The sequence below is a fragment of the Streptomyces populi genome (assembly GCF_002911015.1).
In the GTDB taxonomy this organism is placed as follows: domain Bacteria; phylum Actinomycetota; class Actinomycetes; order Streptomycetales; family Streptomycetaceae; genus Streptomyces; species Streptomyces populi.
Map to the genome: position 1 here is coordinate 66,476 of NZ_KZ626845.1, position 17,351 is coordinate 83,826.

Sequence of the window (17,351 nt, forward strand, 5' to 3'; positions counted from 1 at the left end):
ACGCGGTCCGGTGGACGCGGCCGGTGCCGTGGCTCCGTCCACCGGGCGTCCGTGGCCGGCCGATCACGTCCGCCGTGGCGTCCATGGGCGGCCCCTCACGTCCACCGTGGCGTCCGTGGGCAACCGGTCCCGGTCCGTCCGTCACGCGGTGCGGGCCGGTCCGTCACGCGGCGCGTTCCCGGCCCACGTCGCGCATGCGTCCGAAGGAGTAGACGCAGCCGGCCAGGGCGAGGTCGGAGAGCAGCATGAAGCCGATGGCGTAGGAGCTCTTGGCGCTGTAGACGGCGCCCATGACGAGGGGCGGGACGAAGCCGCCGAGTCCGCCCATCGCGCCGACGATTCCGGTGACGCTGCCGACCTTCGGCGGCGGCGTGACCCGGGCGACCATCGCGAAGACGCTGCCGCTGGAGGTGCCGAGACCGGCCGCCATCACCAGGAGGAAGACCGTTCCGCCCGGGACGAGGTGGGGTTCGAACGCCTGGCACACCGCCATGATCCCGACGATGCCGAGGGCCCAGGAGGTGACGACGGCGGGGTGGACACGGTCGGAGAGCCAGCCGCCGATCGGGCGGAAGATCACGGTGACGAGCGCGAAACCGGCCGCCCGTGTCCCGGCGTCGGTGGGCGACAGGTCGTACCAGGTCTTGAGGTACGTCGGCAGGTAGACGCCGAACGCGACGATGCCGCCGAATCCGATCGCGTACAGGGCCGCGAGCTCCCACGTGACCCGCAGCCGCCCGGCGTCGGCCAGCCGCGTGCCCAGCGAGGTGGTGGGGACCACGCGGTCGGGACGGTCGGCGAGGAGGAAGTACTCCACGACGGCCATGACGGCCAGGGCGATGGCCAGCACCACGAACGGCAGGTTCTCGCCGTGCTTGTAGATGCGAGGGGTGAAGTAGCCGGAGAGGGCCACGCCGCCCATGCCCGCGCCGAAGACGCCGACGGCGGCGCCACGGCGCTCGGGCGGGAACCAGGAGTTGACGAGGGGGACGCCGATCGCGAAGGTCGTACCGCCCATGCCGAGGAAGAATCCGACGACGAGGAGGCCTCCGTAGGAGTCCTTCACGACCGTCAGCAGCAGGACGGGCACGATGGTCAACGCGGTGACGAGGGGGAACATGATCTTCGCGCCGAAGCGGTCGGTGAGCGCGCCGACGGGCACCCGGCCGAGCGAGCCCACGAGCACGGGGACCGCGACCATCAGCGACTGCTCGAAGGAACTCAGCGAGAGCTTCTCGCCCAGGGGGGTGGCGATCGGCGCGATGAGGTTCCAGGCCCAGAAGGTGATGGCGAAGCCGATCGTGGCGACGACCAGGTTGCGGTAGGCGGCGCCGGACACCGCCGTGGGGCCCGGGGCGCTCCGGGCGGTCTGCGCACTCACGGCACCCTCTCCCATCCGGGCCGCTCGGAACGGGTGCCGAGCTGACCGCGCTCGCGGCTGCGGTAGACGATGTAGGGGCGGAAGAGGTACTGCACGGGAGCGCTGAACATGTGGATCAGCCGGGTGTAGGGGACGAGGGCGATGAGGACGCACCCGATGACGATGTGGATCTGGTAGGTGACCGGCACGCCGTCCATCCGCGCGTAGTCCGGGTGCAGGGTGAAGACGCTGCGCAGCCAGGGGGCGATGGTGGTGCGGTAGTCGTAGCCGTGGCCTCCCGCGTGCGTGAGCTTGGCGATCATGCCCATCAGGATCGCGGCGAGCAGCACGACGTACATGAGCTTGTCGTTGCGGGTGGTGGCGAGGAAGACCGGCCCGTTGGTGCGGCGGCGGTAGATCAGCAGCGCGATGCCGGCGACGGTGGCGAGGCCCGCGAGCGTGCCGGTGTAGAGGGAGAGGTAGTGGTACGTGGACTCGCTCACCCCGATCGCGCTGGTCCAGGAGTCGGGGACGAACAGTCCGACGAGATGGCCGGCCAGGACGAAGAGGATGCCGTAGTGGAACACCGGGGAGGCGATCCGCAGCAGCCTGGACTCGTAGAGCTGCGAGGACCGGGTCGTCCAGCCGAACTTGTCGTAACGGTAGCGCCAGATGATCCCGCCGACGAGCAGGACGATCGTGATGTACGGCATCGCCGTCCACAGGAGGCTGTCGGCGAGGCTCATCGGGTCACGACCTCCAGGAGCGGGGTACCGAAGGGGGCGAGGCCCACGTCCTCGCGGGGTGGTCCGTTGCGTGCCATCGCCTGGGCGGCGGCGCGGTCGCGGGGGGAGGCGCCGGGCAGGGTCGCGACGAGGGCCTGGAGGACACCGGCCCAGGGCGAGCCGGCCTCGACGAGGGCGAAGCGCAGCAGTTCCAGCGCCGGGCGGTTCTCGCGCAGGAGGGTGTCGGTGCCGGTGAGGGCGCAGAACTCGCAGACGGCCGGGAGGAAGTCGGGGAGTTCGCCGGTGTCCGCGTACTCCCGTCCGTGCTCCCGGTAGATCTCCTTGAAGCGCACCAGGGACCGGCCGCGGCGGCGGGTGTCGCCGTCGGTCCACCAGGTGAGGTACAGGCAGCGGCGGCCGGTGAAGTCGAAGGTGCGGACGTAGTCCTGGCGGAGCCGGTCGGGGTCGGTGGCGTCCACGTGGTCGAGGAAGGTGTGCAGCTCCCCCGTTCCCGGGCCGGGTCGTTCGTCGAGGGCCGCGCGCAGGACACCGAGGCCGGCGTGGAACGCGTCGTCGGGGTAGACCAGGCAGCGGGCGACCGCGGCGTGGACGACGGCGTGCGGGACGGTCATCTCTCCTCCTCGTCGTCGTTCTCGGGCGGGCGCGGTGCGGTACCTGGCCCGTCGGGCGCTCCTGGCTTCTCCGGCTTCGCGGGGAACAGTCCGGCGGGGTGGCCCCGGCCGTCCCAGTTGAGGAGGTTGACGCGGCTGCGGCCGGTGTCGGCGGGGGCGTCGGCGGTCTGGCGGTCGCGCAGCACGTGGAAGTTCTCCACGGACATCGGCGGAGACGCGCCGGACCCTTCGCCGTAGGGGCCGGAGCCGCCCATGCCGGGGCCGCCCGCGTAGTCGAGGCTGCACTCGTCGGGCAGGACGGACTCCTCCAGACGGCGTGCGTCGCCGACGGCGGCGGTGGGGATCACGTACCGCTCGTCGTACTTGGCGAGGGCCAGCAGCCGGTACAGCGCGTACATCTCCTCCCCGGACAGGCCGGCCGACCGGGCGACGTCCTCGTCGACCGGGGCCGGTCCCGAGGGGTCGCCGGCGAGCAGTCCGGGGCGCATCGCGGCGCGCATCGCGGCGAGTTTCTCCAGGGAGGCCCGTACGGGGGCGGTGTCGCCCGCGGTGAACAGTTCGGCGAGGTACTCCAGGGGGATGCGCAGGGTGTCGATCGCGCCGAAGAGGTTTCCGGCGTCCTCGCCGTCGAACCCGGTCTCGGTGAGCGCCTCGACGACCGGGGAGAGCGGCGGGATGTACCAGACCATCGGCATCGTGCGGTACTCCGGATGGAGCGGCAGCGCCACCTTGTACCTGCTGATGAGGGCGTGGACGGGTGAGCGGCGGGCGGCGTCGATCCAGTCCTGGGCGATGCCCGCGCGTTCCGCCTCCCGGCGTACGGCGGGGTCCTCGGGGTCCAGGAACACGCCCAGTTGGGCCTCGTAGAGGTCGGTGTCGTCGGGGGCGGAGGCCGCCTGGAGGACCTTGTCGGCGTCGTAGAGCATGACGCCCAGGTAGCGCAGCCGTCCGACGCAGGTCTCGGAACAGACGGTGGGCAGGCCGACTTCGAGGCGCGGGTAGCACAGCGTGCACTTCTCGGCCTTGCCGGTGCGGTGGTTGAAGTAGACCTTCTTGTACGGGCAGCCGGTCACGCACATGCGCCAGCCCCGGCACTGGTCCTGGTCGACCAGGACGATGCCGTCCTCCTGCCTCTTGTACATCGCGCCGGAGGGGCAGGAGGCGACGCAGGACGGGTTCAGGCAGTGTTCGCAGATCCGCGGCAGATAGAACATGAAGGTCTGCTCGAACGCGAACCTCACCTTCTCCGAGGCCTGTTCGCGGACCTTGGCCACCATCGGGTCGAGTTCGCCGTGTTCGCTCACCCCGCCGAGGTTGTCGTCCCAGTTGGCGCTCCACTCGATCTTGAAGGGCTTCCCGCTGAGGAGCGAGCGCGGCTGCGCGACGGGGATGTCGTCGCCGAGGGGGGCGTCGACGAGGTTGGCGTACTCGTACGTCCACGGCTCGTAGTAGTCGTCGATGGTGGGCAGTTTGGGATTGGAGAAGATGTTGGCGAGCTTCGAGAAGCGGCCGCCGCCCTTCAGCTTCAGCCGGCCCCGCTTGTTGAGTTCCCAGCCGCCCTTCCAGGTCTCCTGGTCCTCGTAGCGGCGCGGGTATCCCTGTCCGGGACGGGTCTCGACGTTGTTGAACCACACGTACTCGACGCCGCCGCGGTTGGTCCACGCCTGTTTGCAGGTGACGGAACAGGTGTGGCAGCCGATGCACTTGTCGAGGTTCATCACCATCGCGATCTGTGCCATCACGCGCATGTCAGTACTCCACCGGTTCGGTGCGGCGCCGGATGACCGTGATCTCGTCGCGCTGGTTACCCGTCGGCCCCAGGTAGTTGAACGCCCAGCTCAACTGGGCGTACCCGCCGATGAGATGGGTCGGCTTGAGCAGCAGCCGGGTGAGGGAGTTGTGGGTCCCGCCGCGCCTGCCCGTCGTCTGCGCCTTGGGGGTGCCGACGACGCGGTCCTGGGCGTGGTGCATGTACACCGTGCCCTGCGGCATGCGGTGGCTGACGACCGCACGGGCCGCGACGACGCCGTTGCGGTTGACCGCCTCGATCCAGTCGTTGTCCCGGACGCCGATCGTCCCGGCGTCCTGCGGGGACATCCAGATGTTCTGCCCGCCGCGCGAGAGCGACAGCATGAGGAGGTTGTCCTGGTACTCGGAGTGGATGGACCACTTGCTGTGCGGGGTGAGGTAGCGGACGGTCACCTCCGCCCGGCCGTCGTCCCCGGTGGAGACCCGGTCCCCGAAGAGGCGGCGCATGTCCAGCGGCGGCCGGTAGACGGGCAGCGCCTCGCCGAGTTCGTGGATCCAGTCGTGGTCGAGGAAGAAGTGCTGGCGTCCGGTGAGGGTGTGCCAGGGCTTCGCGTGCTCGGTGTTGAGGGTGAAGGCGGTGTAGCGGCGCCCGCCCGACTCGCTGCCCGACCACTCCGGGGAGGTGATGACCGGCACCGGGGCCGCCTGGGTGTCGGCGTACGTGACGCGCTTGCCCTCGTGCTCGGCGGCGAGGTGGGCCATCGGCTGTCCGGTGCGGCGCTCCAGGGTGTGGAAGCCCTGGGTGGCGAGGTGGCCGTTGGTGGTGCCGGACAGGGCGAGGATCGTGTTCGCCGCCTTGACGGCGGTGTCCAGCAGCGGCCGTCCCACCGCCGGCCCGGCCAGCCGGACGCCGTGCCGCTCGGCGAGCAGCCGCACCTCCCCGGCGACGTCGAAGGCGATGCCCTTCACGGGCAGGCCGAGCTTCTCCGCCAGTGGGCCGAGCGTGGCCATCTTCTCGCCGATGGCGCCGTAGTCCCTTTCCACCACGGTCAGTTGGGGCATGGTCTTCCCCGGTACGGGCTCGCACTCGCCCTTGCGCCAGTCCAGGGCGACGCCCCCGGGCTGCGCGGTCTCGCCCGGGGTGTCGTGCTGGAGGGCGGTGGCGACGAGGTCGCGGCGCACGCCCAGGTGTCTCGCCGCCATCGTGGAGAAGGCCTGGGCCAGGGCGTGGAAGGCGGCGAAGTCGGTGCGGGCCTGCCAGGGCGGGTCGACGGCCGGGGTGAAGGAGTGCACGTAGGGGTGCATGTCCGTGCTGGACAGGTCGTGCTTCTCGTACCAGGTGGCGGCCGGCAGGACGACGTCCGACATGAGGGTGGAGGACGTCATGCGGAAGTCCAGCGACAGCAGCAGGTCGAGCTTCCCCTCGGGTGCCTTCTCGTGCCAGCGCACATCGCGCGGCCGCTCCTCGGGCCCGGCCTCCTTCGCCCCGAGCGAGGAGGTGGTGCCGAGCAGGTGCTTCTGGAAGTACTCGGCGCCCTTCGCCGAGGAACCCAGCAGGTTGGCCCGCCAGAGCGTCACGACCCGGGGCCAGTTGGCGGGGGCGTCGGGATCCTCTCCGGCGAACCCCAGCTTTCCTTCGCGGAGTTGGTTCACCGCGTAGGCGGCCGGGTCCTCGTCGCCGGCCTCGTCGCACAGGTCGAGCGGGTTGCGGTCGAACGTCGGGTAGGAGGGCATCCATCCCGAACGGGTCGCCTGGGCCAGGCAGTCGGCGGCCGTCATCCCGGCGAGGGCCCCGCTGCCGAGCGGGGAGGCGAGGACGTCGGCGCGGTAGTGGTCGTAGCGCCACTGGTCGGTGTTCAGGAACCAGTAGGCGGTGCCGATCGCCTGGCGCGGCGGGCGCGACCAGTCGGACGCGGCGGCGAGGGTGGCCCAGCCGGTCACCGGGCGGCACTTCTCCTGGCCGACGTAGTGTGCCCAGCCGCCGCCGTTGCGGCCCTGGCAGCCGGTGAGCTGGAGCAGGGCGAGGAAGGCCCGGTAGATCGTCTCGGAGTGGAACCAGTGGTTCGTGCCGGCGCCCATGAGGATCATGCAGCGGCCCCGGGACCGCTCGGCGGTGTCCGCGAACTCCCGCGCGGTGCGGACGGCCGCCGCGGCCGGGACGGAGGTGTGGACCTCCTGCCAGGCGGGCGTGCAGGGGACGGAGGCGTCGTCGTACCCCGTCGGCCAGGTGCCGGGCAGTCCGGCGCGGCCCACGCCGTACTGGGCGAGCAGCAGGTCGTACACGGTCGTCACCAGGTGGCCGCCGACGCGTACGGCGGGCACGCCGGCGGCGCGGACCTCCCCGCCGCCCTGGCCGTGCGGCCCGCCGTCGGTGTCGAAGCGGGGCAGCAGCACCTCGGTGGGAACGGCTCCGTCGCGCTCGTGCAGGGAGAGCCGGGGCGTCAGATCGCCCAGTTCGAGGTTCCACCGGCCCTCGCCCGACTCGGTCCAGCGGAAGCCGAGCGATCCGCCGGGGACCTCCGGCCGGCCGGTGCCGTCGTCGAGGACGACCGTCTTCCACTCCGCGCCCTCCGCGGTGTCACCGAGGTCGGAGGCGCGCAGGAACTTGTCCGGGACGTGCCCGCCGTCGTGCTCCCGCAGGGTGACGAGGAACGGCAGGTCGGTGAAGCGCCGGACGTAGTCCGTGAAGAACGGCACCTGCCGGTCGACGAAGAACTCCTTGAGCACGACGTGGCCCATCGCGAGGGCGAGGGCTCCGTCGGTGCCGGGGTGGGGGTGCAGCCACTCGTCGGCGAACTTGGTGTTGTCGGCGTAGTCCGGGGACACGACGACGACCTTCTGGCCGCGGTAGCGCGCCTCGGCCATCCAGTGCGCGTCCGGGGTGCGGGTGACCGGCACGTTGGTGCCCCACATCATCAGGTACGCCGCGTCCCACCAGTCCCCCGACTCGGGGACGTCCGTCTGGTCGCCGAAGACCTGCGGGGAGGCGACCGGCAGATCGGCGTACCAGTCGTAGAACGACAGCATGGGGGCGCCGATGAGCGAGTGGAACCGGGCCCCGGCGGCGTGCGAGACCATGGACATCGCGGGGATCGGTGAGAAGCCCGCGATGCGGTCGGGCCCGTACGTCTTGATGGTGTGGACGTGCGCGGCTGCGGCGATCTCCACCGCCTCGTCCCAACTCGCCCGCACCAGACCGCCCTTGCCGCGGGCCCGCTGGTAGCGGCGGCGGCGCTCGGGGTCGGCCTGGACGTCGGCCCAGGCGGTGACCGGATCGCCGGTGCGCGCCTTGGCCTCCCGGTACATCTCCAGGAGCACGCCGCGGACGTACGGGTAGCGCACCCGGGTCGGCGAGTACGTGTACCAGGAGAAGGCGGCCCCGCGCGGGCAGCCGCGCGGCTCGTACTCGGGGCGGTCCGGGCCGACGCTCGGGTAGTCCGTCTCCTGGGTCTCCCAGGTGATGATGCCGTCCTTGACGTACACCTTCCACCGGCAGGAACCGGTGCAGTTGACCCCGTGCGTGGAGCGCACGACCTTGTCGTGGCTCCACCGGTCCCGGTAGAAGACGTCACCGCTCCGCCCGCCCTCCTTGGTGAGCGTGCGCAGATCGGCGGAGGTCTCGCCCCGCCGGAAGAACCGCCCACCACGCAGCAGCAGGTCACTGGCCGTGCCGTCCATCCCTCCGGCGGTCTCGGCCTTGGTCACGGGCACGGGTGCTCCTCTCGGCCGGTCTCACCCCAGGGCACCATCGACGGGCGGGGGGCGCATGTGCGGGCGGCCGAAAGGGTGAGCACGGTGTGGGCCGGTCCCGTGGAACCACCTCTCCCGTGAGCCGGCCACCGGCTTGGCAGACGGAAGTCATCCGATGTCCGATCCGACCATTTTCGGGACCTTGCCGGAACAATTGATCAATTTCGCCCGGTGATGGGCGGCCGGTGTCATGATCGGCGCCGTGGGGGATGCATGGGGACCTGGAACGGTACTGGCCGACGGCCGCTACCGGATCGATGCGAAGCTCGGCAGCGGCGGCATGGCCGAGGTCTTCCGGGCCTACGACACGAAGCTGGCCCGTACGGTCGCGCTCAAGGTGATGCTCGCCGACCTGTCGTCGGACGACGGGTATCCGGCCCGGTTCCGGCGGGAGGCCCGGGCCATGGCCGCCCTCAGCCATCCACAGGTGGTGGCGGTCCATGACATGGGGGACGAACCCGTCCCGTACATCGTGATGGAACTCGTCGAGGGCCACAGCCTCGCCGATCTGCTGGTCGCGCGGCGCCGACTGCCGGTGCCCCAGGCCCTCGATCTCGCCTCGCAGGTGCTGGCCGGACTCGCCGCGGCCCACGCGCACGGGCTGGTCCACCGCGACATCAAGCCGGGGAACGTACTGCTGGCGGCGGACGGCACCGCGAAGGTGGCGGACTTCGGCATCGCGCGGGCCGCCGAGGGGACCGGGACCATTCTCACGCGAACCGGCCTGATGATCGGCACCCCGCACTTCATGTCGCCCGAGCAGGTGCTCGGCCGCTCCGGCATCGACCCCCGCTCCGATCTCTACTCGGTCGGCGTGATGCTGTTCCAGATGCTCACCGGCCGCCTCCCCTTCGAGGCGGACTCCGGGTACTCGATCGGGTACCTGCATCTCACCGCCCCGCCGCCCACCCTCGCCTCCCTGGGTGTCGCGGCGGGCCCCGTGGTGGAGGCCGTCCTGGCCCGCGCCCTGGCGAAGGACCCGGACCAGCGCTACCCGGACGCGGAGTCGATGCGTGCGGCACTGCGGGAACCGGCTCCGACACCGGCGCCGCCGCAGCCCGCCTTCGGGCCACCACAACAGTCCGCCTTCGGCCCGCCGCCGTCCGCCTTCGGCCCGTCGCAGCAGATCACGCTCGGCCCGTCGCAGCAGACCACCTTCGTGCCGCCGCAACCGCCTCGGTCCCCGGGGAGCAAGGCCCCCAGAGGGCCAGTGTCCCGGGTCTGCCGACTGGTCCTCGCCCTTGCGCTCCTCCCTTTCATGGGGCTGATGATTTCGCAGATGGAAAGCGAGGAGAGCAGCAGCGGGTTGGTGATATTCGGGTTTTTGGTCGCGCCGGTGCTGGGGCTGTGGCTGTCGTGCTCGGCCGTCACCCGGCGCAGCGGACGGCTGAGCAAGGGAGTCAAGGTCTCGGCGGCTGTCGGAATCGTCGCTTACGGGGCACTGGTACTGATCCTCCTGATAGGCGCTCTGGGCGACCTGACCTGAGCTTGCCTGGTTGCCCTGGTCCGTTCCGGCGCGAAGTTCGAGAACGGCCTCCTGGCTGAGCATTCTGAGAAGATCGCAGCATGACCGGCCGACGCCACGCAGCCACCGAATCCCACCGGCTTTTTGTCGAACCGGTCCGGCTCGACCTGTCCGATCCAGACACCCTGCTTCATCTGTGGGATCTTCAACGGGCCTCCTACGCGGTCGAAGCCCGGCTCATCGGCTTCGACGGCATCCCGCCCCTGCACGAGTCCCTTGAGGAGTTGCGCGCATGTGACGAGTTCTTCCTCGGGATCCGCGACGAGTCGAGGCTCCTCGGAGCGGTCGCTTGGACCCGCTTGCCGAATGGTGCTCTAGACATCTGCCGCCTCGTGGTCCATCCCGTCGCGCATCGCCGCGGCGTCGCAACGGCACTGCTCGATGCTCTGGACTCGATCGAGCCTGCGGAACTGACCGTCGTCTCCACCGGAACCGCCAACCTGCCCGCCGTCGCGCTCTATCGTCGGCGCGGATTCATACCTGTCGGCGAGCGCCAGATCGCGCCCGGCATCACCATCACGCTGCTGGAACGCAAGAACACACCAGCATCTCAGCCGATCCACAACTCTTGACGATCGCTCACCAGCTATCGGCACGTCGAGGTCATGGGGAGCTGCCTACCACTACTGATACCAGTCGTCGCCGCCAGCACTCAGCGAACGACCGAGGTAGTCCCGCAGGTCGTTGGCCACCCATCGGCGGCTGTCGCTCTCGTGCTCCCAGACGAACACGTCCGCACGCTCCGGCTTCTGCACGAAGGCGAACTGATCACCGCCCCCGTTGTCCCCGAAGAACAAGAAGGCATCGAAAGACATATAGAGCCGAGCCAAGGATTCGTCGGACCAGAAGAAGAGGTTCTGCTCGACGATCTGGTCGACAGTCCAGACAGTGTCGACGTGAGTGCGGCCGATCACACCGTTGCTCTCCAGAAGCAACTGCTTGAGCTCCGTCGGCAGACTTCGCCCGAGCCGCAACTCAGCCTCGGCAAGCGCCGACGCACCTATGGGCTCCCGGATCCCTGCATCGGGAAAGGCTTCCAGCGCTACTTGTCTCCACACAGCCGAGCAGCTTAGCCAAACCCGGCAGAACGGACGGGCAGCTTTTGCGGGCCAGGAGTCCGAGTCCGGACGACTGCGCGGACGCAGGGGGCGCCGGCTTCAGGCCCGGCCCCAACTCATTCGACTCAGTGGAGCTCGTTGGCCGTGTGACCGACGAACATCGCCCAGGCGTCCATGCCAACGGTCAGTCCAGGGCGGGTGATGTCCTTGGAATCCCGCACGTGAACAGTGTTGGTGTCGGTAGCCACCTCCACACATTCACCGCCTTCCTCACTGCTGAAGCTGCTCTTTATCCAAAGCAGCCGAGGATCGACCCGCTTGGTGCTCACGTCGTTCATAGCTCTCCCAGCAACATCTCGATGTACGCCATCGACTCGTTAGGCGTGAGCGCTTGCGCCCGGAGGCTGCTGTACTTGGTCTCCAAGCTGCGGACGGAGTCCCGTTCGACGAACAGCCGGCTCGCGCTTTGCACCTCAACGTACGCGGTCCTCCGCCCAGCACCTGTTTCGATCAAGGTGAAAGGACCTGCCAGGCCCGCGTTCTCCTCTCGATCCAGAGGCATGATCTGTACGTCGACGGTTCTCTTGCGGCCAGCCAGAAGGAAGTGCTCCAACTGTTCACGAAGCACCTGTCGTCCACCGATCGGTCTCTTGAGCACTGACTCATCGATGACAAAGGTGGCAAGGGGCGTGGGACGCCGGGCGAAGAACTCCTGACGAGCCAGCCGTCCCACCACTCGCTCGTCAACCGTTGCATCATCCAACGGGGGCCTCATCATGCGAAAGACCGCCCGCGCGTACTCCTTCGTCTGCAACAAACCTGGTGCCACCTGGCTCGCGTACACATGCAGCTCGACCGCCTCCGCCTCCAGTCTCGCCGCATCCCTAAAGAACGCTGGGAACTGAGCCCTCGCGACCTCCTCCTTCATCTCCTGAAGAACTCCGCCCGCATCCAGCATCTTGTCCGCCACGTCGATGAACCGAGGTGGCGGCACCCTCCGCCCCTGCTCGAACGCCGCGATCGTGGAAGCCGAGTAACCGGTCCCCGAGCCGAACTCCGCTCGTTCCAGACCCGCCCGCAGCCGGAACCGTTTCAACTGCCGTCCGAACACCCGCAGGATGCCCGATTCCGGTTCAGGCGACGCGGTGGTATCCGCCTCCATGCCTGTGTCCGCGTTCGGAGTCACTGTTCCGCCCACCCCCGCACTTCGCTTACGCGCCCGCTCAACTCCACCACCCACCCGATCAACTGCACGCACAGCTCACTGCTGGCAGAAACCTGCCGCCTGGAACCCGTCAGATCGCGACCTTCACGCTAGAAGCCGCCGAGCCACAGGACCGATCAACGAGGGAACTTCCCTCACACGGGGTATGAGGGTTCATCGCATGACCGCACGTTCACCGCCGCGCGCCTTGGGAATCCGGCACTGCTCACCCACCACCGACCGATTACACGCTGTCGCCGCCTTCGTACCCGCGATAACCTGCCAGGATCCGGCACGCCACAGCCGGGACGTGGACGGGACGCGAGGGGGATCGTGGAGCGGCGCGACGTGCGGGGGCATTACGAAGGCCTTGCCGCCGAGTACGACGAGCACTGGGTCTATGACTCCAACTACGTTCCCTGGATGGCCGGCCGGATCGCCGAGGCCCTACAGCTCGATCCCGCGGACCGCGTTGCCGACATCGGCTCGGGCACAGGCCTGTTCGCCAGGGAAGTAGCCAGACGGCTCAAGCCGCTCCATCCCATTCTGTGCGTCGATCCGTCCGAGGCGATGCTCCGTCGACTCGGCAGTCCGCCGCCACCTGATCTGACACCGATCGTCGCCTCCGCGGAGGATCTCGCCGAAGGGCGCGCCGATCTACCGTACGAGAAACTCGACGCCATGTGGCTGAAGGAGTCGGTGCACCATGTGGCCGACCCCGCACACACCCTTCGAGGTCTGACCGACCAGTTGGCTCCCGGCGGCCGCGTGTTGGTTGTGATGCTTCCAGCCACCATCCGATATCCGCTCTTCGAGGCGGCCCTCGTGCGCTTCGAGGAATTGCAACCTGACCCGACCGGTATCGAGCAACACCTGCGCGCAGCCGGACTGGAGGCCTCGCTCACTCATGTGGAGCATGAGCTGCGCATCGACCGGGACAAGTACTTCGGCATGGTTCGCGCTCGCTACATGTCGCTGCTCTCCACCTTCACAGACAGTGAGATCGAGAAGGGCATCGAAGAGATGCGGGTCTCTCACCCGGAGCCTGTCCTGGTGTTCCCCGACCGGTTCGCGTTCATCCTCGGCAGGCGAGGGCAGGAGGGTACGTGAGCACAGTGGTCGATGAGCGTCTACGGCGATTGAGGAGTGAACTCGACGATCACACGCGGATCGCCGACCGATTAGGGCTCGATCTGGAACGGCCGCTGCGATCCCTCAACGACGGTTACCCCGAGAACGCGGTCGCCCTGGTGGGAAAGCTGACCGAGAAGCTTCTCAAAGAGTTGTGGCGTCACCATGGCGTCGAGGGTGACCCTTCGACGAAGGCTCTGAACGATCTCGTCAAACGCTGCCGTCCGCACATCCGCAGCAGCACCGTCGTGGACGCGCTCGAGGACATCCGGCGGCTTCGCAACCGATCCACGCACGACGGATACGACATCAGTGACGAGGACGGACTGCTGGCGGTCCGCAGGCTCGTCGACGTGCTGGTGTGGTTCACCGACACAGGAAGCGCGGCACTGCTCGGCGGTGAGCCGGACATGGCACCCGAGGTGGCACGCAGGTGCGAGTTCCTGGCCGGACTGTACGTCACCCTGGGCTACCGTCAAGCCAAACGGTTCGTCCTCAGTCCCGACACGGTGTATCAGCTGTTCTGCCGTGAGTCGGGGATGCGCCTGGAGTACGTGGAGCTGATGCTCTCCAAGAAGGCCGACGACCTGAATACCGTACTCGCCTCCAGCGGGGGCCAGTTGCTGCACACCCGACTGCCCAAGCTCACCCGGTTCGTCATCCTGGACGACGTGGGGGACGACGCGACGACCGGGCCGCTCCACCAGATGCTGGGCATGGATTTCCGGATCGTGCGCTATGAAGGCTTCGTCGACACCATCGTCAACCTTGAAACGCATCTCGCAGATCTACTCTCCCCTGAACAGGCCGAACCACGCACAGCGGTGGCCGCGGCAGTCATGTCCACCGACTCACACACCGGCGAAGCGCGGGTGGAGCAGTCCGAGGACGCGGCCGGGCTGTTGGCCCGTCTGGTGCAGGACAGTGCGAACGTCCTGGTAACGGGCCGTCCGGGGAGCGGCAAGAGCACCCTCCTGCGTTCACTCGCCGTGAGTCCGGATATCCGCCGCTTCCGCTTCTACTTCGACCTCGGCCTCAAACCGAAGGATGAACCGTTCTCCGAATACGCGGCCCGTCTGCTGGCGCCGGCCATGGCATCGGACCGCTCACGCGCGTACGACCTTTTCCTGTATCTGATCCGTTCCGGGTCCGCGCTGTGCGTGCTCGACGCAGTCGACGAAGGCGTTGAGGAACCCAGCCCAGCAGGTTTCCTTCGGCTCTTCACCGATCTTGCTGCCGTCCTGTCCGCCGAGTCGGCGGTGGTCATGAGTTCACGTGTGTCTTTCCTCGCCGACTCGCCCCAGGTACGTCAACTGCTCGACAGCGGCGCCGGTCGCTCCGAGCAACTGGTCGAGCAGATGTACGCGAACGGCGTCGAGCCGTCACGCGTTCCGCACTTCCATGTCGTACGCCTGGCTGAGCCAGGAACCACCCCTTTGGAGAGGCGGCTGAGCAACGCTCTGGCACTTCCGCCGAAACAACCACTCGCGGACATCCTCGGTGCCCACATCACCCGGACCCTGGCCGAACAGGGCCGACCCGATCTGGAGGGGCGGCTGGCGGCCACGTTCGGACACGCATTTCTCACGGACCGGACGGTCTTCTCCTACCTCGACTTGCACCGTCTGCTCGGCGCCGACGCCTTCACCACCGGGGACCTCAGCCTCGCTGCGTGCGTTCTCGCGCCGCTGCTGCGACCAGTAGGTCCGGATCACGTCGCATTCGCGCACACGGCGTACCAGGAACTGCTGGCCGCCCGGTATCTCGCTGAGTCGGGCCGTGACACGGCGCTGGACGTTGCCGACGGAGCCTTCCTCACCGAGCAGGTGCGTGCCTTCCTCGCTGCCATGCCCACCGTCCCCGAGACGAACGACTGTGTGCTGCCCGCCGGTAGGTACTTGGTCGGTCCGGCCGAACGGCTACTGCTCCGCAGCATTGCACACCCCGTCCTTTTCGACCGGCATGCCGTGACCGTCGCACGCTACCGTCGCTTTCTGGAAGCCCTCGACCCGGACGGCACCTCTCAGTGGGACCACCCTGACCAGCCGGCCCACGTCACTCACCGCCCATGGACCGACCGGTTGCGGTGGCCCGATTACTACACCGACCCTCGCTACGACGCCCACCCTGCGATCTGCGTCAATTGGTGGAGCGCGTACGCCTTCTCCGCGTTCGACGGCAAGCGTCTGCCGACCTCCCTCGAATGGGAGGCCGCTGCACGTGGAACGGACGGTCGGCTGTTTCCCTGGGGAGACAATCCCGACGATCAAGCCGTCAACTGCGCCGACTCCTGGGTCGGCCGGCCTGTCGTGACGTACCAGGCGTGGTACCACGATTTCGCGGGCGACGCCCTACGTCGAGCCGGGGTGACGCCAGACGGTGAACGCGTCAACAACCGTTCGCCTTTCGGTGTGCGGGACATGGTCGGCAACTGCTGGGAATGGACCTCAACCAGCCTCGACGATCCCGGTGAGGCCGTCATCTGCGGTGGCAGCTACGACAATCCGCTGCGAGCTGTGCAGACCAGCTCCAAAGGCATCTACCGAAAGCGCGGCGGAAGCAACGCCGTCGGTTTCCGGTGCGTGCAGGACATCACCGACAGCCTTGAAGCAGAGGAGACGACAGCATGACCGGCGGCGGACCGCACCACGGAACCATCGTCGACAGGCGCCCCAACGGTGGCGGACTCAGCGGTGCGTCCGGCCTGTACATCGTGCGGGACGACGAGGACGAGCGGTACTACACCTTCGACTACCGCCAGATCGTGACGGAGGGGTTCCGGACCGTCCGCACCGGTGAACGCGTCCGCTTCCACATCCGTGCCGACAGTCCCGACCGGGCGGAGTTCGTCATCCGACTCGACCAGCCCGAACCGGCGGAGTACTACCGGTGACCAACAGCACTCCGCCACTTGACGACATCACTGGGGCACGGCAAGAACTGACAGTCGTCCTGCCGGTACGGCTGCTTCGCGCTCCCGGCTGGAACGAAGGCCCCTTCCCGTTCGAGTTGGGCAGCCGACGCACCGACGCCGAAACCCGATCGACCTATTTCGCCCCCGCCTCCGCGCGGGCCCTCTACGGGACCCCCGGACGCCCCCGCCGCTGGTACCTTCCGTTGGACGTCAAGCAGGACGGGCTGCACCTGCTCGGCATGGAGATCCTGCACGCCGCAACCGCCCGCAAGCCCGAACACGCCCTCGCGGTAATGCACTTCAGGGTGGAACGACCTTTGCTACCTGTCCTGCGGGCGTTGGCAGGACGGCGGCAGACTTCCACCGAAGATCCGCTGACCGGGGCATTCGACCCGGCCGGGCTGCTCGCCGGCATAGCCGACGCGCGCGACACCGACGGGCCTTTCGGCATCGCCCGGCCCTATTCCATCGCTTTCATGACGCCGACCGCACGACACGCTCCTACGCTTCGCCACGGCACGGAGGGAGAACTTCCCCCGACTGCCGACCGGTGGCTGTGGAAGCTCGCGTCGCGCTCGACGTCGGCCGACTTCCCGCTCCCGCCGGAGACCGCGCGTGATCAGCTCAAAGACGTCCTACGGATCTCAGCGGACTGGAGCGCCCTGGTGTTGCGACAGGGAGCTGCCTTCCTCGGTCATCGGCCTGACAGCGGCGCGGGCGACTTCTACGAGTTCGGTGCGCTGCACTCCCGTACCGTCTATCTCGACGCCCTGCTCCTCGGTGCCCTTCAGCGTGATCACATCGACGAGCTCACCGACGAGCTCTCCGAGGTGTTCGCCTCCTCACGGCTGGCCCGCCGCGTTGCCGTGCTGGAACAGAACATCGCTGTCTTCCGCAGCACCTACTGGCGGCAGCACCTGACCGCACACGGCGCCGCGAACGACCTGCTGCTCGCGTTCCAGAACCAGTACCGGCTGCCCGCGCGCTTCCAGGAGATTCTCGCCGAGGCCGCCGACTACAGCAGACTTGTTCAAACCCAAGAGAGCCAGCAGATCAGCGGTGCTCTCGGCGTCCTCACGATCCTCGGCCTGCCACTCGGCACTGCCCTCGGCGTTCTTCAGGTCCTCGACGACCACTCCGTGCCTCATCTGCTCCTCGCCGTCGGCCTGTCCGTCGTCGCAACGGCAGCAGTCCTCACCACCCGGTACGGACGACTTGTGGTGTCATCACTGCGGAGCGCGGCCAAACAGGGATAGCGCGGCCCGTCTCGGGCCACGAGGTAACCAAGCCCTGAGTCAACGCC

General features: G+C 68.4%; 14 protein-coding genes. 6 read left to right on the forward strand and 8 right to left on the reverse strand.

The genetic code is table 11. The annotated features are described in order from the left end of the window. Positions 1-163: 163 nt before the first annotated feature. Genes CW362_RS05110 through CW362_RS05130 form a run of 5 tightly spaced genes read right to left on the reverse strand, consistent with a single transcriptional unit; the run spans position 164 to position 8,144 of the window. Complete coding sequence (locus CW362_RS05110; protein ID WP_103548135.1) at positions 164-1,396, reverse strand: nitrate/nitrite transporter; 1,233 nt, start codon at positions 1,394-1,396, stop codon at positions 164-166. Continuing rightward, positions 1,378-2,106, reverse strand: a complete 729-nt coding sequence (gene narI / locus CW362_RS05115) for a respiratory nitrate reductase subunit gamma (protein ID WP_103548136.1) — start codon at positions 2,104-2,106, stop codon at positions 1,378-1,380. The genes CW362_RS05110 and narI overlap by 19 nt, the downstream gene beginning before the upstream one ends. Next, complete coding sequence (gene narJ / locus CW362_RS05120; RefSeq protein WP_103548137.1) at positions 2,103-2,717, reverse strand: nitrate reductase molybdenum cofactor assembly chaperone; 615 nt, start codon at positions 2,715-2,717, stop codon at positions 2,103-2,105. Before narJ ends, narI begins: the two co-directional genes overlap by 4 nt. Then, positions 2,714-4,465 carry a nitrate reductase subunit beta gene (gene narH / locus CW362_RS05125; protein ID WP_103548138.1) on the reverse strand — a complete coding sequence of 584 codons (1,752 nt, stop codon included), beginning with the start codon at positions 4,463-4,465 and terminating at the stop codon, positions 2,714-2,716. Before narH ends, narJ begins: the two co-directional genes overlap by 4 nt. A gap of 1 nt (position 4,466) precedes the next feature. Next, on the reverse strand, positions 4,467-8,144 hold the full coding sequence (locus CW362_RS05130; RefSeq protein WP_103548227.1) for a nitrate reductase subunit alpha: 3,678 nt from the start codon (positions 8,142-8,144) through the stop codon (positions 4,467-4,469). 274 nt (positions 8,145-8,418) lie between these two features. Between CW362_RS05130 and CW362_RS05135 the strand changes: the two genes are divergently transcribed. Together CW362_RS05135 and CW362_RS05140 are read left to right on the forward strand one after the other, a co-directional pair. Next, positions 8,419-9,702 carry a protein kinase domain-containing protein gene (locus CW362_RS05135; protein WP_162683962.1) on the forward strand — a complete coding sequence of 428 codons (1,284 nt, stop codon included), beginning with the start codon at positions 8,419-8,421 and terminating at the stop codon, positions 9,700-9,702. 80 nt (positions 9,703-9,782) lie between these two features. After that, positions 9,783-10,313 (forward strand): GNAT family N-acetyltransferase, encoded by a 531-nt coding sequence (locus CW362_RS05140; RefSeq protein WP_103548140.1) that lies wholly within the window; start codon positions 9,783-9,785, stop codon positions 10,311-10,313. Positions 10,314-10,364: 51 nt separating this feature from the next. Here CW362_RS05140 and CW362_RS05145 read toward each other — a convergent pair whose 3' ends face one another. The 3 genes from CW362_RS05145 to CW362_RS05155 all read right to left on the reverse strand — a co-directional run bounded on the left by CW362_RS05145 (position 10,365) and on the right by CW362_RS05155 (position 11,961). Further along, positions 10,365-10,799, reverse strand: a complete 435-nt coding sequence (locus CW362_RS05145; protein WP_103548141.1) for an SMI1/KNR4 family protein — start codon at positions 10,797-10,799, stop codon at positions 10,365-10,367. Positions 10,800-10,924: 125 nt separating this feature from the next. Next, on the reverse strand, positions 10,925-11,137 hold the full coding sequence (locus CW362_RS05150; protein WP_103548142.1) for a DUF397 domain-containing protein: 213 nt from the start codon (positions 11,135-11,137) through the stop codon (positions 10,925-10,927). After that, the gene (locus CW362_RS05155) at positions 11,134-11,961 is read right to left on the reverse strand and encodes a helix-turn-helix domain-containing protein (protein ID WP_103548143.1); all 828 of its coding nucleotides are present in this window, start codon (positions 11,959-11,961) and stop codon (positions 11,134-11,136) included. The genes CW362_RS05150 and CW362_RS05155 overlap by 4 nt, the downstream gene beginning before the upstream one ends. Before the next feature lie 375 nt (positions 11,962-12,336). Between CW362_RS05155 and CW362_RS05160 the strand changes: the two genes are divergently transcribed. Genes CW362_RS05160 through CW362_RS05175 form a run of 4 tightly spaced genes read left to right on the forward strand, consistent with a single transcriptional unit; the run spans position 12,337 to position 17,304 of the window. Next, positions 12,337-13,113 (forward strand): class I SAM-dependent methyltransferase, encoded by a 777-nt coding sequence (locus CW362_RS05160; protein WP_103548144.1) that lies wholly within the window; start codon positions 12,337-12,339, stop codon positions 13,111-13,113. Beyond that, the gene (locus CW362_RS05165; protein WP_103548145.1) at positions 13,110-15,764 is read left to right on the forward strand and encodes an SUMF1/EgtB/PvdO family nonheme iron enzyme; all 2,655 of its coding nucleotides are present in this window, start codon (positions 13,110-13,112) and stop codon (positions 15,762-15,764) included. Before CW362_RS05160 ends, CW362_RS05165 begins: the two co-directional genes overlap by 4 nt. Further along, the gene (locus CW362_RS05170; protein WP_103548146.1) at positions 15,761-16,027 is read left to right on the forward strand and encodes a hypothetical protein; all 267 of its coding nucleotides are present in this window, start codon (positions 15,761-15,763) and stop codon (positions 16,025-16,027) included. The genes CW362_RS05165 and CW362_RS05170 overlap by 4 nt, the downstream gene beginning before the upstream one ends. After that, complete coding sequence (locus tag CW362_RS05175) at positions 16,024-17,304, forward strand: hypothetical protein (protein ID WP_103548147.1); 1,281 nt, start codon at positions 16,024-16,026, stop codon at positions 17,302-17,304. The genes CW362_RS05170 and CW362_RS05175 overlap by 4 nt, the downstream gene beginning before the upstream one ends. The last annotated feature ends 47 nt before the right edge of the window (positions 17,305-17,351 follow it).

Bases quoted from the DNA above. Each gene is read 5' to 3' on its own strand.
- CW362_RS05110 (WP_103548135.1), bottom strand. From the start codon at position 1,396: ATGGGAGAGGGTGCCGTGAGTGCGCAGACCGCCCGGAGCGCCCCGGGC.
- narI (WP_103548136.1), bottom strand. From the start codon at position 2,106: ATGAGCCTCGCCGACAGCCTCCTGTGGACGGCGATGCCGTACATCACG.
- narJ (WP_103548137.1), bottom strand. From the start codon at position 2,717: ATGACCGTCCCGCACGCCGTCGTCCACGCCGCGGTCGCCCGCTGCCTG.
- narH (WP_103548138.1), bottom strand. From the start codon at position 4,465: ATGCGCGTGATGGCACAGATCGCGATGGTGATGAACCTCGACAAGTGC.
- CW362_RS05130 (WP_103548227.1), bottom strand. From the start codon at position 8,144: ATGGACGGCACGGCCAGTGACCTGCTGCTGCGTGGTGGGCGGTTCTTC.
- CW362_RS05140 (WP_103548140.1), top strand. From the start codon at position 9,783: ATGACCGGCCGACGCCACGCAGCCACCGAATCCCACCGGCTTTTTGTC.
- CW362_RS05150 (WP_103548142.1), bottom strand. From the start codon at position 11,137: ATGAACGACGTGAGCACCAAGCGGGTCGATCCTCGGCTGCTTTGGATA.
- CW362_RS05155 (WP_103548143.1), bottom strand. From the start codon at position 11,961: ATGGAGGCGGATACCACCGCGTCGCCTGAACCGGAATCGGGCATCCTG.
- CW362_RS05170 (WP_103548146.1), top strand. From the start codon at position 15,761: ATGACCGGCGGCGGACCGCACCACGGAACCATCGTCGACAGGCGCCCC.